This window comes from Micromonospora sp. WMMD967 (assembly GCF_029626165.1).
GTDB lineage: Bacteria > Actinomycetota > Actinomycetes > Mycobacteriales > Micromonosporaceae > Micromonospora > Micromonospora taraxaci.
This window is the reverse complement of the sequence record NZ_JARUBK010000001.1, coordinates 2,422,928-2,436,753: the sequence shown is the minus strand read 5'-3', so window position 1 is coordinate 2,436,753 and position 13,826 is coordinate 2,422,928. Positions and strand designations below refer to the sequence as shown.

The window sequence follows — 13,826 nt, the reverse complement described above, 5'->3', positions numbered from 1 at the left end:
GCGGTGCTGGTAGCCGCAGGTCTGGTGGTGGGGCTCCCGGCGTTGACGTTGGCGCTGTTCGTCCTGGACGGGCGCGAGACCACGCCGCGCGGCGTCCTCACGATCTTCCTGCTCACTCTCCTCTTCGCGGCGCTCGGCGCGGGGATGGCTCTCCTGGCCAGTCATCGGCTACCCGATCCGAAGGCCGCCCGGACCGCCGATCGGACGGTCCGCCAGGCGCTACGCGCCGGACACGCCGACGACCCGCGCATCGACTCCCTCGCGCGCCGGGAGGCCGAACACCGGATCCGTGGTCGCTGGGTGCTCTGGCTCCTCGGTGCCGGCGTGCTGATCGAGGCGCTGCTGCTCGTCGGCGCGTCCCGCCCCTCGACCCGGCTGGTCGCCGTGGTGCTCGGCGTCCTCTGGACCGTGCAGGGCTACCTGCGCTGGCGTGACCTGCGCGAGGCCCGCCGCTATCTCGCCAGCCACCACGACGCCCTCGCGCCTCCCGGCGCAGACGAACGACCGGCCCCGACGGACGGATCCGTCGAGGCCGGTCGCGACGGTGCTGTCGGAGCCGGTCGCGATGGTGCTGTCGAGGCCGGTCGCGACGGTGCTACAGCGTCGGAGGGGTGAACGTGCCGATGGCGGACTCCAGGGCGGCGGCGACCCGGTACATCCGGTCGTCGGCCATCGTCGGGGCCATCACCTGCAGACCGACCGGCAACCCCTCGGAGAGCCCGCAGGGCACCGAGATGCCCGGCCCGCCGTACAGGTTGGTCGGGATCGTGTACAGGTCGGCCAGGTACATCTGGTACGGGTCGGCCGTCCGCGCGCCCATCGGGAACGCCACCGACGGGGTGGTCGGCGAGATGAGCGCGTCGACCTGCTCGAACGCGGCGGTGAAGTCCCGGGTGATGAGCGTCCGGACCTTCTGCGCCTGCCCGTAGTACGCGTCGTAGTAACCCGACGACAGCGCGTACGTGCCGATCATGATGCGGCGCTTGACCTCCGGGCCGAAGCCGGCCTCCCGGGTCAGCGACATGACCTCCTCCAGCGACCGGTTGCCGTCGTCGCCGACCCGCAGGCCGAACCGGACGCCGTCGAACCGGGCCAGGTTGGAGGAGCACTCGCTCGGGGCGATCAGGTAGTAAGCCGGCAGCGCGTACGCGAACGTCGGGCAGGACACCTCGACGATCTCCGCGCCCATCTTCGCGAGCGCGTCCACGGACTCGCGGAACGCGGTCATCACACCCGGCTCGGCGCCCTCACCGACGAACTCGCTGACGATGCCGAGCCGAACACCGGTCAGGTCACCGGTCGCGCCGAGCTTCGCCGCCGCCACCACGTCCGGCACCGGCTGCGGGATCGAGGTGGAGTCCCGGGGGTCGTGCCCGCCGATCACCTGGTGCAGCAGGGCCGCGTCGAGCACGTTCCGGGCGCACGGGCCGGGAGTGTCCAGCGACGAGGAGAAGGCGACCAGCCCGTAGCGGGAGGTGCCGCCGTAGGTGGGCTTCGCCCCCACGGTGCCGGTCACCGCGCCGGGCTGGCGGATCGAGCCGCCGGTGTCCGAGCCGATGGCCAGCGGAGCCTCGTACGCGGCCAGCGCGGCGGCGCTGCCACCACCCGAGCCGCCCGGGATCCGGGTCAGGTCCCACGGGTTGTGCGTCGGGCCGTACGCCGAGTATTCGGTGGAGGACCCCATGGCGAACTCGTCCATGTTGGTCTTGCCGAGCATCACCGTGCCGGCGTCACGCAGACGCTGCACGATCGTCGCGTCGTACGGCGGGCGCCAACCCTCCAGGATCTTCGACCCCACCGTGGTCGGGACGCCCCGGGTGGCGAGCACGTCCTTCACCGCGACCGGCACACCCGCGAGCGGGCCCAACTCCTCACCGGCTGCCCGGCGCTCGTCCACCGCGCGGGCCGCGGCGAGCGCGCCGTCGGAGTCGACGTGCAGGAAGGCGTGCACCCGGTCGTCGACGGCGGCGATCCGGTCCAGGTGGGCCCGGGTCACCTCGACGGCGGAGGTCTCGCCCCCGGCGACCAGGGACGCGATCTCCGACGCCGTCATCTTGATCAAATCGCTCATGCCGTCACTCCGCTTCGCTCCGCGACGCCATGAGGCACCACGGCGCTGCACCGATGATTCGCTCGCTGCCGCTCGCTCATGCCGTCACTCCGCTTCGCTCCGCGACGCCATGAGGCACCACGGCGCTGCACCGATGATTCGCTCGCTGCCGCTCGCTCATGAGGCCACGTCCTCGCTCAGGATCCGCGGTACGCGGAACCGCTGGTCCTCGGCGTCGGGTGCGCCCGAGAGCGCCTCCTCCGGGGTCAGGCACGGCGTGACGACGTCCTCGCGGAAGACGTTGGTCAGCGGCACCGAGTGCGAGGTCGGCGGGATGTCCGCAGCGGCGACCTCGCCGACCTGGGCGACTGCCTGAAGGATCACGTCGAGCTGGCCGGCGAACGTGTCCAGCTCCTCCTCGGTGACGGCGAGCCGCGACAGGCGCGCCAGGTGCGCGACCTCCTCGCGGGAGATGGCGGCCATCCGTGCCCCCTTCTGATGTCCTGCTGGTCGGCGGTGTGCCTGCCGCGCGGCGGGTGGAGCGTGACGCGCGGTGACCGGAGCGAGTCTATTGTTCCGCTCCGGTGCCGCGTCCCCGACTCCCCCTCCCGGCAGCCGGGTCAGCGGGTAGGCCGGCGACCGGTGTCCGACTGCGGGGGGCCGCTCGGGCGCACCGGCCGGTACCGGGCCAGCCAGGTGACCAGTTCCTCGGCCGGCATGGGCCGGGCGTAGAACCAGCCCTGCGCGGCGTCGCACCCGGCGGCGTGCAGCATCCGCCAGGTCCGCTCGTCCTCGACGCCCTCGGCCACCACCCGCAGCCCCAACGCGCCGGCCAGCTCGATCATCGACCGGACGATCGCCGCGTCGTCGGCGTCGTCGGCCATACCGAGTACGAACGACCTGTCCACCTTCACCTCGGACAGCGGCAACCGGCGCAGGTGCTGCAGGGAGGAGTAGCCGGTGCCGAAGTCGTCCAGCGCGATGGCCACGCCGATCCGGTGCAGGTGGGAGATGGTGGCCAGCACCCGGCGCGGGTCGGCCATCAGGGCACCTTCGGTGATTTCCACCTGCAACCGCTCGGGCGGCACCTGGTAGCGGGCCAGTCGGTCGGCGATCTGGTCGGCGATCTCGCCGGTGTGCAGGTCCCGCACGCTCACGTTCAGCGCCGTGCGCAGGCCGATGCCGGCCGCCGACCACTTGGCGAGCTGCTCCACCACGTCGTCGACGACCCGACGGGTGAGGAGACGCATTACCGCGCTCTGCTCGGCGACCCGGATGAGCTCCTCCGGGTCGACCATGCCCCGCCGGGGGTGCCGCCACCGCAGCAGGGCCTCGACGCCGACCACCTCACCGGTGGCGATGGCGATCTGCGGCTGGTAGTACATCGTGATTTCCCCGGCGTCGTCGGGCGCGTCCCCGTCCACGTGCGCCCACCCGGTCGATCCGGGCGCCTGCCCCGACGTGCCCGGCCCGGTGTCCCGCCGAGGCCAGGAACCACCGTTGCCCCTTGCGGGCGGCACGCCCGCGTTCGACGCCCGGCGGCCGTTGCCCGCTCCCGCACGTCGCTCCCGGGCCGAACCCGAGCGGGTGCCGGCGACCGAGGCACGGGAGCTTCGGCCCCGGATCGGGTCGGCACCGGTGGCGATCCGGTTGATCAGCTCGTCGGTGTGCACCAGCTCGGCGTCGTCGCGCCGACGACGCCCCCACCAACGGGGTCCGGTCGGCGACGCGGTGGCGACCGCCGATGCCGGCTCCGCGAGTGGTGCGGGCTCGGCCGGGGACCCGAGGGGCAGCGTCGCCCCGTCACCGCCGCGCACCTCGGCCTTCGTGCCCAGGGGTACGTCGACCTGCTCGACGCCGCTCGACACGACGTCCCGGCCGTTCCCGTCGACCTGATCGGTCAGCGCGTCGCCGTAACCGTGCACCGCCGGCCCGGCGGCGAACGGCTCGGTGGCCCGCCCCTCCCCTGCGGCGTCGAACGGCTCGGTGGCCCGCCCCTCCCGCTCGGCGGCGAACGGCTCGTCCGTCGACGGGCTGGATTCCAGCACCCGGCGCAGGTCGGCGAGGAGGCCGAGTCGCTCGGCGGAGTTGTGGTCGGACTCGGGGGCGTATACGGCCACCGTGTCGTTGCGGTGCTTGGCGTCGTACATTGCCACGTCGGCGTGGCGCATCAACGTGGCGAAGTCCTCGCCGTGTTCGGGGAAGAGCGCGATCCCGATCGAACCGCCGACGTCCAACGGCAGCCCGTCGAGTGGCACCGGCTCGGCCAGCGCCTGGACCACCCGGTCGGCCAACTCCCGTGCCTGACCGACGTCGGTCAGCCCGGTCATCACGATGGCGAACTCGTCGCCGCCGAGACGGGCGATCATCTGCGGCCGGGGCTGCACGTCGGCGAGCCGGGCGCTGACCTCGACCAGGAGCCGGTCACCCACCGCGTGACCGAGGGCGTCGTTGACGTTCTTGAAGCGGTCCAGGTCGATCAGGAGCAGGGCCAGTTGACCGTCGGGCTCGCCACGGGCGGTCCGCTCGGCGTGCAGGTGCACCTGCTCGGCCACCTCGGCCAGCAGCGCCTTGCGGTTGGGAAGCCCGGTCAGCGGGTCGGCGGCGGCGAGGTGCTGCTGCTCGACGGTCAGCCGGGCCATCCGGTAGACCGCGAACAGCGGCACGAGCACCAGCGGGATCAACGCCGCGCTGACCCGGGCCGCGGCGACCAGCACCGGGGCGAGCAGCAACAGCGACCCTGTGGAGAGCAACTCGAAGCCGAGGCCCTGGCGCAGCGTCGGCCACCACCGGTCGCCGAAACGCAACCGCACCGCCCAACTGACCAGCCCGTAGTTGACGACGAACCACGCCAGCGTGGCACCGCCGACAGCGGCCACGTCGGTCCAGTGCAGACGACCGCCGGAGAAGATGGTGCCCGAGCCGAGCTGGATCACCCCGTACGCGGCGGCGAGGGCGCACGCGTACTGCCCGACGTTGAACGCGGTCCGCCAGGCCGCGTGTCGCATCCGCCAGCCGGAGACGATCACCCCGACCGCCTGAACCGCCACGGCGGGCCCGAGGCCCCAGCCGAGCAGGATCGCGAAGGTGAAGCAGGTGGACGGGAACACCGCCGAGGTCTGCCGACGCCCCGGCGGGACGAAGGGCCGGGCGTCGCAGACCACAGCGAGCACGGCCATCGTCCAGAACGCCACCGGCAGCCCGGAGACCTCGCCGGGAAGCTTCGCCAGCGGCACGGCGGCGGTCAGCGCGGCGACCACCAGGATGCCGACGACGAAGGTGGCGAACGGCGTCGCCCGCCCCGGGGGGAGCGAGTTGCGTGGATCGGCGGCCTCCACCACACCTCCCGACGACCGTCGGCGTGCCGCTGCGGTACGCCGTGACCCAATGAAACGCCCTCAGCCCCCGGTTTCCCGGTATGACAGTCACGAATCGGTCGTAGTCGTAATTAAGTTGGTATACGCCGCCAGTCGTCTCCGCAACCGTGCCGCCGGAATTACTCGCCGAGCTGGGCGACCTCCCGTGCGGCGTCCGGACCCGCGTCCAGCAGCAGCCGGAACCCGTCCTCGTCCAGCACCGGCACCTTGAGGCTCGCCGCCTTGTCGGCCTTGGACCCGGGGTTGTCCCCCACGACCACGAAACTCGTCTTCTTGGAGACCGAGCCGCTGAGCTTGCCGCCCCGGCTCTGCACGGCCTCGGCGGCCTGGTCCCGGGAGAAGCCGGCCAGCGTGCCGGTCACCACCACAGTCAGACCCTCCAACGGTCGGGGGCCCTCGTCGACCGCCTCCTCCGCCATCCGTACGCCCGCCTCGGCCCACTTGCGGACGACCTCCCGGTGCCAGTCCACGGCGAACCACTCGCGGATGCTGGCCGCGATGGTCGGCCCGACCCCGTCGACGGAGGACAGCTCATCCTCGCTGGCCGCGTCGATGGCCTCCATCGAGCGGAAGTGCCGGGCGAGCGCCTGCGCGGCGGTGGGGCCGACGTGGCGGATGGAGAGCGCCACCAACACCCGCCACAGGTCACGCTCCCGGGCGACCGCCAGATTGTCCAACAACTTGACCGCGTTGCTGCCCAGCGTGCCGTCCTTGTTGACGAAGAACGGGGACCGGGACAACTGCTCGGCGTCGAGCTGGAAGAGGTCGCCCTCGTCGGCGATGACGTCCGCGTCCAACAGGGCCGCCGCACCCTTGTAGCCGAGAACCTCGATGTCGAACGCGCCGCGACCGGCGAGGTGGAACACCCGCTCCCGCAGCTGGGCCGGGCAGCTGCGGGTGTTGGGGCAGCGGATGTCGATGTCGCCCTCCTTGGCCGGCGCGAGCGGAGTGCCGCACGCCGGGCAGGTGGTCGGCATGACGAACGGCCGGGCGTCGGCGGGTCGCAGGTCGACGACCGGGCCGAGCACCTCGGGGATCACGTCACCGGCCTTGCGCAGCACCACCGTGTCGCCGATGAACACGCCCTTGCGTTCGACCTCGCGGGCGTTGTGCAGGGTGGCCAGCGCGACCGTCGAGCCGGCGACCCGCACCGGTTCGAGCACGGCGAACGGGGTGACCCGCCCGGTGCGCCCCACGTTGACGTCGATGTCGAGCAGCTTGGTGGTGACCTCCTCCGGCGGGTACTTGAAGGCGATCGCCCATCGCGGCGCACGGCTGGTCGAACCCAGCCGGCCCTGGATGGACACCGGGTCGACCTTGACCACGACCCCGTCGATCTCGTGCTCGACGTCGTGCCGGTGCTCGGCGTAGTAGGCGATGTATTCCGCCACGCCGGCCAGATCCCTGACGACCCGCCACCGGTCGCTGGTCGGCAGCCCCCACGCCTTCAGCGCCGCGTACGACTCGGACTGGGCGGTGGGCTGGAACCCCCGACGGGCGCCGATGCCGTGCACCACCAGGCGCAGCGGTCGGGAGGCGGTGATCCGTGGGTCCTTCTGCCGAAGGCTGCCCGCGGCGGCGTTGCGGGGGTTGGCGAACGGCGCCTTGCCCTGCTCCACCAGGCCCGCGTTGAGGTCGGCGAACGCGGCGACCGGGAAGTAGATCTCGCCCCGGACCTCCACCAGCTCGGGTATGTCCGGGAAGTCGGCCGACGCGGTGAGCTGGCCGGGCACGTCGCGGATGCTGCGCACGTTGGCGGTGACGTCCTCGCCGGTGCGGCCGTCACCCCGGGTGGCCGCACGGACCAGCCGACCCTTCTCGTAGGTCAGGTTGATCGCCAGCCCGTCGACCTTCAACTCGCACAGGTAGGGCACCGCGCCACCGGCGTCCCGCTCGACCCGCTCGGCCCACGCCGCCAACTCCTCGTCGGCGAACGCGTTGTCGAGCGACAGCATCCGCTCGGCGTGGGTGACCGGGGTGAAGTCGGTGGAGAACGTGCCGCCCACCCGTTGGGTCGGCGAGTCGGGCGTCCGCAGCGCCGGGAACTCCGCCTCCAGTGCCTCCAGCTCGCGCAGCTGCTTGTCGAACTCGGCGTCGGTGATGGTCGGCGAATCCAACACGTAGTAGCGGTATTGGTGCTCGGTCAGCTCCTGGCTGAGCGTGGCGTGCCGCTCCCGGGCCTGCGGCGTGGGCTCCGCCCCGGCCGCCGCCTCCTGAGCCGGGCTGACCTGCTGACCGATCTGCTCCTCGGACACACCGCCACCTTCGGACACGCCTGCGACCTCCCTGATCACGCTACTCCGGCACGGTATCGGGCCGGTGGGACAATCCGGCGTCCGCCCGCGCCGGAAGCGACGCCGCCCTCACCCGCTTTCCGTGCTGGCCCGGTGATCGACTCCATATCGGCGACGTGGCGCCTTCCCACCGCCCCGACACCCCCACATCGCCGACCCGGAGTCGATCACCGGGCCCGGACTGGTCCGGCGGGCGCCGCGGACTGTGGGGACGCCGGGGCGTCGTCGACGGGCAGCACCACCGGCGGCACGCCGGGGCGTCGTCGGCGGGTGGCACCGACGACGGCACGCCGGGCGTCGTCGGCGGGCGGCACCGCCGGCGGCGTGCGAGGATCGCCGGACGGCGCGACCCTCGGGGTCGCCGAGAGGCGGAGGTACGGATGCCCGAGGCGCTGCTCTGGGCGGTGGCCATCCTGCTGGCGGTTGCCGCCGGTTGGGCGTGGAACAGTTGGCGGCACCGAGTGTCGACCCGCCCTCCGGGCACCCGCCCGGACCGCGCTGCCCCGGACCGCTCCGCCCCGGACCGCGCCGGCGGTCGGCGTCCGGCTCCGCCGCGACCGCGCAGCACCGACCGGCCGGCCAAGCCCCGCCCGCGCGACTCCGACCGACACGACGCCCCGGAACCCGGCGAGATCTGGTGGGCCGACGTGCCGTACGCCGACGGCACCGGATCGAAGGTGCGCCCCTGCCTGGTGCTTCGTGCCGACTCCTGGGGCGCCGACGTCCTGAAGATCACCAGCCAGGACAAGAGCGACCGGGACGACCACGTGCGGATCCCCACCCGGGACTGGGAACCCGGCGCGGAGCACGACAGCTACCTCAGCCTGACCGAGCCGATCCGCCTCAGCTCGGCCGCCTTTGCCGACCACGCCGGCCGCTGCGACGCCGACCTGTGGAAGAAGGTCCGCAGCCTGCGGCACCTGCCCACCGCCTGACCACCCCGTCACGCCAGCCCTGACCCTGGGGCCTGATCCACTCGGGTTCCTGAGAAACGCGCCATCACCGGCCCCGCGATGCCCCGACTTCCGGAAACCCGAGTCGATCACAGGCGCCGGCCGGGGCAGGCGGACCGGCACGCGACCCAGCCGGGCAAGGCGGTCACGGACAAGGGTTTCGTCGCCGACGTGCTGCACCCGAAACGCCGGTCAGACCCCGGCACGCGGCGGGTCAGTCCCAGCTCGCGCCGAGGGTGGCGAGCTGGTCGGCGTACTCGATGCGGTCCGCCCATTCGGTCGGCCAGGCGGCCATGCCGAGCGCCGCGCCCACGAACGCGCCGGCCAGGGCGGCGATCGAGTCGGAGTCACCGGCGGTGGTCGCGCCCCGGGCCAGGGCGGTGACCGGGTCGTCGGCGTGCCGCACGGCGCAGAGCAGCGCGGTGGCCAGTGCCTCCTCGGCGACCCAGCCCTCTCCGGTGGCCCGGCACGGGTCACCGCCGTCGTCCGGCCGCCCGAGCGCGTCGACCAGTCGGCCCAGCGCCACCAGGCACTCGTCCCAGCCCTGGGCGATGAACTCCTCCGGAGAACGCGAACCGGGGCGCTGCCACAGGTCACCCAGCCACTGCTCCCGGTAGACCAGGCGCTGGGACCGCGCCCGCTCGATGAGCAGCGCGGGCAGCTCGGGCAGCGTGGCACCCGCGCGGAGCGCGAAGACCGCGTACGCGGTCAGCTCGCTGGCGGCCAGCCCTGTCGGATGACCGTGGGTGAGCCCGGCCTGCAACTGGGCGAGCCCGGCGAGGGTGTCCAGGTCGACGTCGAGCAGGCCGACCGGGGTGACCCGCATGTTGGCCCCGCAGCCCTTCGACCCGGCCACTGTCGCTTCCTGCCAGCGCAGCCCACGGCTCAGCTCGGCGCAGGCGCTAAGGCAGGTCATGCCCGGGGCGCGGTTGTTGTCCGGGCTGATCGCCCAGGCCAGGAAGCGTTGCCGCAGCAGTGGCTCCACCGCCTCCGGCGTGAACGACGGCGCTTCGCGCAGCGCCCAGGCAACCGCTAGTGCCATCTGTGTGTCGTCGGTGACCAGGGCTGGCTCGCCGGACAGCTCGCGGGGGCCTGCCGGACCGTAGCGGTGCTCGATCTCGGCGACGGTCAGGAACTCGGTCGGCTTGCCCAGCGCGTCACCGTAGGCGAGGCCGTAGAGCGAACCGGAGGCGCGCAGCGCGGGAGTGTGGATCACGGCGGCCATCATGCCCGGCCGCCGCAACCCACGCCGAGGTCAGTCCCAGCAGAGACAGAACGGGTGGCCGGCCGGATCGGCGTACACCCGGAAACCTTCGCCCTCGCCCGGCAGTCGCCGGGCACCGAGCGCGAGCGCCGCCTTCTCCGCGGTCTCGATGTCGTCCACCGTCACATCCAGGTGGAACTGCTGAGGGCGCTCCGGGTCCGGCCAGGACGGTGGTCGCAGGTTGAGCGCCTGCTGGAAGGCGAGACGCGGCTGGTGACCGGGCGGGCCGCCCAGCACCACCCAGTCGTCGTCCATCTCACCCTCGGCGAGAGGCACGCCGAGCAGCTCGGCGTAGAACGCCGCCAGCGCCCGTGGATCCGGGCAGTCGATCACCACTGAACGCAGCTGTCCAATCATGACCGTCATCCTGCCCAGCGGGTACGACAGGAAACCTCAGACCTCGGCGAGCCTCCGGCCGGCGTCCCGGCAGGCCGCGAGCACCGCCCGCGCGTACTCCGGCGTGGCACCGGCGAGACCGCAGGCGGGAGTGACCACCACCTGCTGGGCGAGCTGCCGGCGGGGAAAGCCGAGGCGGTCCCAGAGCTGGCGTACCCGATCGGCGATCTGCGCGGAGGTCGGAGCGCGACCGGCCGACGGCGGCCGGGTCGGCGCGGCGCCGGCCAGCAACCCGAGGTTGGCGTCGATCGCCTCGCCCAGCGGGTCCAGGTCGGTGACGAGGTCCAGGTCGAGGGCGACCGCGACGGCACCGGTGGAGCGGATCAGCTCCAGCGGTACGTCCGGGGCGCAGCAGTGCACGAGCGCCGGCACGCCGACCGACTCGACGACAGTGCGCAGCAGCGCGGCGGCGTCCACCGACTCGACCGCCCGGTACGCGCCGAACCCGCTCTCGGTCGGCACCCGTCCGGCCAGCACGGCCGGCAGCGACGGTTCGTCCACCTGGAGCAGCACCGACGCCCGGGGCAGCCGCCGGGCCACCGCCGCGACGTGCGCGCGCAGCCCTTCGGCGAGGGAACCGGTCAGATCGCGGACCGCGCCGGCGTCGCGCAACAGACGGCCGCCGATCGGCAGCTCCAGGGAGGCGGCAAGCGTGAGCGGCCCGGCGGCCTGCACCTTGATCGGCCCGGCGTACTCCTCGGCCTGCTCGGCGAGCTGGTCCAGGTCGCGTTCCATCAGGTCGAGGGCCCGGCGCAGGTCGCGGCCCGGGCGCGGGGCGACCCGCCATCGGCCGGCGTACACCTCGACGGGCAGGTCGACCAGCAGGCCGGCGGAGCGGCCGATCAGGTCCGCGCCGGGGCCACGGGCCGGTAGCTCGGGCAGGTGGGGCAGGTCGGGAAGCTCACCGAGGACCACCCTCTGGGCCTCGCCGATGTCGGTGCCGGGCAACGAGCCGATCCCGGTTGCCGAGCCCGCCGGCCAGGGCCACGCCTGATCTGTCACGGCCGAAAGGCTATCCCGCTGGCACCCGGGCCGTGCGGTCAGCCGGTGATGGTCGCCGAGCCGAGGACCACGTCACCGGCCGGGTCCGGCCGGTACGCGACGAGGGCCTGACCGGCGGCGACGCCGCGTACGGGCTGGCGCAGCTCGGCGTGCAGCAGGTCACCGTCGAGGGCGACAGTGGCGGGCACCACGCTGCCGTGCGCGCGCAACTGCACCTCGCACTCCACCGGGGAGTCCGGAAGCGCGCCGCCGGTCCAGACCGGACGAACGGCACGGACCTCGGACACCTCCAACGCCTCGGCCGGGCCGACGGTCACCGTGTTGGTCTTCGGGGTGATGGAGAGCACGTAGCGCGGCCGGCCGTCCGGGGCGGGCCGGTCCAGGTGCAGCCCGCGACGCTGCCCCACCGTGTACGCGTACGCGCCGGTGTGGCTGCCGACCACGGCGCCGGTGCTCGCGTCCACGACGTCGCCGGGCGCCTCGCCGAGCCGGCCGGCCAGGAAGCCACGGGTGTCGCCGTCGGCGATGAAGCAGATGTCGTGCGAGTCGGGCTTGTCGGCGACCGCCAGGCCACGCTCGGCGGCTTCCGCTCGGACCTGCTCCTTGGTCGAGTCGCCCAGCGGGAAGATCGACCGGTCCAGCTGCTCACGGGTGAGCACGGCCAGCACGTACGACTGGTCCTTGGCCACGTCGACACTGCGCCGCAGCAGCCCGTCGGGGCCGAGCCGGGCGTGGTGCCCGGTCACCACCGCGTCGAAGCCCAGCGCCACCGCCCGGTCCAGCACCGCCGCAAACTTGATCTTCTCGTTGCAGCGCAGGCACGGATTCGGCGTGCGGCCGGCCGCGTACTCGGCGACGAAGTCGTCCACCACGTCCTCGTGGAAGCGGTCGGCCATGTCCCACACGTAGAAGGGGATGCCGATCACGTCGGCGGCCCGGCGGGCATCGCGGGAATCCTCCAGGGTGCAGCAGCCGCGCGCACCGGTCCGGTAGGTCTGTGGGTTGCGGGCCAGCGCCAGGTGCACACCAGTCACGTCGTGCCCGGCCGCCACCGCCCGCGCCGCCGCCACGGCCGAGTCAACCCCGCCCGACATCGCCGCCAGAACCCTCACCGGCCCACTCCCTTCCCCGTTCCCGGAACAACCCTATCCACCAGCCGCCCCACCCCGTCGATCATGGAGTTGTGGTGCCCGGAGACGACGAGAAGGCACCTTTTGTCACCCACCACAACTCCATGATCGACGCGTCGCGGGGTGGGGCCCGGCGCGGGGGTCCGGGGGTTAGCGGGGGGTGCGGAGGGCGGCCGCTCGGCGGGCCCGTTCGACAGCTGCCGGGAGGGCCGCCACGACGGCGTCGACGTCGGCCTGGGTGCTCGTGTGGCCCAGGGAGAACCGTAGGGAGGAACGGGCGCGGTCGTCGTCGGCACCCATCGCCAGGAGTACGTGCGACGGCTGGGCCACACCCGCTGAGCAGGCCGAACCCGTCGAGCAGGCGATCCCCTGCGCGTCGAGCAGCAGGAGCAGCGCGTCGCCCTCGGAGCCCGGGAAGGAGAAGTGGGCGTTGCCGGGGAGCCGGTCGCCGGGGTCGCCGTTGTAGATCACCTCGGGCACCGCCCGGCGTACCCGCTCGATCAGGTCGTCGCGGAGTGCGGCCACCCGGGCCGCGTACTCCTGCTGGCCCTTCACCGCGGCCTCGACGGCGACCGCGAAGGCGACGATGCCCGCGGTGTCCAGGGTGCCGGAGCGGATGTCACGTTCCTGGCCGCCACCGTGCAGCAGCGGCGTGGCCGCCACGTCCCGGGCCAGCAGCAGCGCGCCCACCCCGGCCGGGCCGCCCAGCTTGTGCCCGGTGACGGTCAGCGCGGCGACCCCGCTGGCGGCGAAGTCGACGGGCACCTGACCGACCGCCTGAATGGCGTCGGTGTGGAACGGCACACCGTGTTCGGCGGCGACGGCGGCCAGCTCGGCGACCGGCTGGACGGTGCCCACCTCGTTGTTCGCCCACATCGCGGTGACGACTGCCACCCGGTCGGCGTGCGCCGACAACTCGGCGCGCAGGTCCTCCGGGTCGAGCCGACCGACGGCGTCCACCGGGAGCAGACCGACCTCGGCGCCCTCGTGCCGCGCCAACCAGTCGACCGCATCCAGCACGGCGTGGTGCTCGACCGCGCTGGAGACCACCCGGCGGCGGTCGGCGCCGGCATCCCGGCGGGCCCAGAAGATGCCCTTGACCGCGAGGTTGTCACTTTCGGTGCCACCGCCGGTGAAGATCACCTCGGAGGGCCGTGCGCCCAGCACGGCGGCCACCCGTTCGCGCGACTCTTCGACCCGGCGGCGGGCACGGCGGCCCGACGCGTGCAGGGAGGACGCGTTGCCGACCTCGCGGGCGGTAGCGACGTACGCCTCCAGTGCCTCGTCGAGCATCGGAGTCGTCGCCGCGTGATCCAGGTAAGCCATCACCGTTCAGCGTACGGCCGACACGTCTGCGGCC

Annotated in this window: 11 protein-coding genes; 2 read left to right on the top strand and 9 right to left on the bottom strand. The window is 73.2% G+C overall.

All coding sequences use genetic code 11. The annotated features are described in order from the left end of the window. The first annotated feature begins 3 nt into the window (after positions 1 to 3). The gene (locus O7631_RS11480; protein WP_278144232.1) at positions 4 to 615 is read left to right on the top strand and encodes a hypothetical protein; all 612 of its coding nucleotides are present in this window, start codon (positions 4 to 6) and stop codon (positions 613 to 615) included. Here O7631_RS11480 and gatA read toward each other — a convergent pair. From gatA to ligA, 4 genes are all read right to left on the bottom strand, one after another. Beyond that, positions 596 to 2,071 carry an Asp-tRNA(Asn)/Glu-tRNA(Gln) amidotransferase subunit GatA gene (gatA, locus tag O7631_RS11475; RefSeq protein WP_278144231.1) on the bottom strand — a complete coding sequence of 492 codons (1,476 nt, stop codon included), beginning with the start codon at positions 2,069 to 2,071 and terminating at the stop codon, positions 596 to 598. The two genes, O7631_RS11480 and gatA, sit on opposite strands and share 20 nt — an antisense overlap. A gap of 156 nt (positions 2,072 to 2,227) precedes the next feature. After that, positions 2,228 to 2,533 (bottom strand): Asp-tRNA(Asn)/Glu-tRNA(Gln) amidotransferase subunit GatC, encoded by a 306-nt coding sequence (gene gatC, locus O7631_RS11470; RefSeq protein WP_145785167.1) that lies wholly within the window; start codon positions 2,531 to 2,533, stop codon positions 2,228 to 2,230. 137 nt (positions 2,534 to 2,670) lie between these two features. Continuing rightward, positions 2,671 to 5,388, bottom strand: a complete 2,718-nt coding sequence (locus tag O7631_RS11465; RefSeq protein ID WP_278144230.1) for a bifunctional diguanylate cyclase/phosphodiesterase — start codon at positions 5,386 to 5,388, stop codon at positions 2,671 to 2,673. A gap of 158 nt (positions 5,389 to 5,546) precedes the next feature. Further along, complete coding sequence (ligA, locus tag O7631_RS11460; protein WP_278144229.1) at positions 5,547 to 7,682, bottom strand: NAD-dependent DNA ligase LigA; 2,136 nt, start codon at positions 7,680 to 7,682, stop codon at positions 5,547 to 5,549. A gap of 419 nt (positions 7,683 to 8,101) precedes the next feature. Here ligA and O7631_RS11455 point away from each other — a divergent pair, with 419 nt between their 5' ends. Beyond that, the gene (locus O7631_RS11455) at positions 8,102 to 8,656 is read left to right on the top strand and encodes a type II toxin-antitoxin system PemK/MazF family toxin (RefSeq protein WP_278144228.1); all 555 of its coding nucleotides are present in this window, start codon (positions 8,102 to 8,104) and stop codon (positions 8,654 to 8,656) included. Between the two features lie 232 nt (positions 8,657 to 8,888). Here O7631_RS11455 and O7631_RS11450 read toward each other — a convergent pair whose 3' ends face one another. The 5 genes from O7631_RS11450 to O7631_RS11430 form a co-directional block, all read right to left on the bottom strand. Then, positions 8,889 to 9,902, bottom strand: a complete 1,014-nt coding sequence (locus O7631_RS11450; protein WP_278144227.1) for an ADP-ribosylglycohydrolase family protein — start codon at positions 9,900 to 9,902, stop codon at positions 8,889 to 8,891. Positions 9,903 to 9,929: 27 nt separating this feature from the next. Beyond that, entirely contained in the window at positions 9,930 to 10,295 is a 366-nt protein-coding gene (locus O7631_RS11445) for a VOC family protein (RefSeq protein ID WP_278144226.1), read from the bottom strand. Between the two features lie 36 nt (positions 10,296 to 10,331). Further along, on the bottom strand, positions 10,332 to 11,336 hold the full coding sequence (locus O7631_RS11440; RefSeq protein WP_278144225.1) for a methionine synthase: 1,005 nt from the start codon (positions 11,334 to 11,336) through the stop codon (positions 10,332 to 10,334). A gap of 38 nt (positions 11,337 to 11,374) precedes the next feature. Continuing rightward, entirely contained in the window at positions 11,375 to 12,448 is a 1,074-nt protein-coding gene (mnmA, locus tag O7631_RS11435) for a tRNA 2-thiouridine(34) synthase MnmA (RefSeq protein WP_278144224.1), read from the bottom strand. A gap of 168 nt (positions 12,449 to 12,616) precedes the next feature. Next, positions 12,617 to 13,792: a cysteine desulfurase family protein gene (locus O7631_RS11430; RefSeq protein WP_278144223.1), complete on the bottom strand. Its 1,176-nt coding sequence runs from the start codon at positions 13,790 to 13,792 to the stop codon at positions 12,617 to 12,619. Positions 13,793 to 13,826 lie beyond the last annotated feature (34 nt).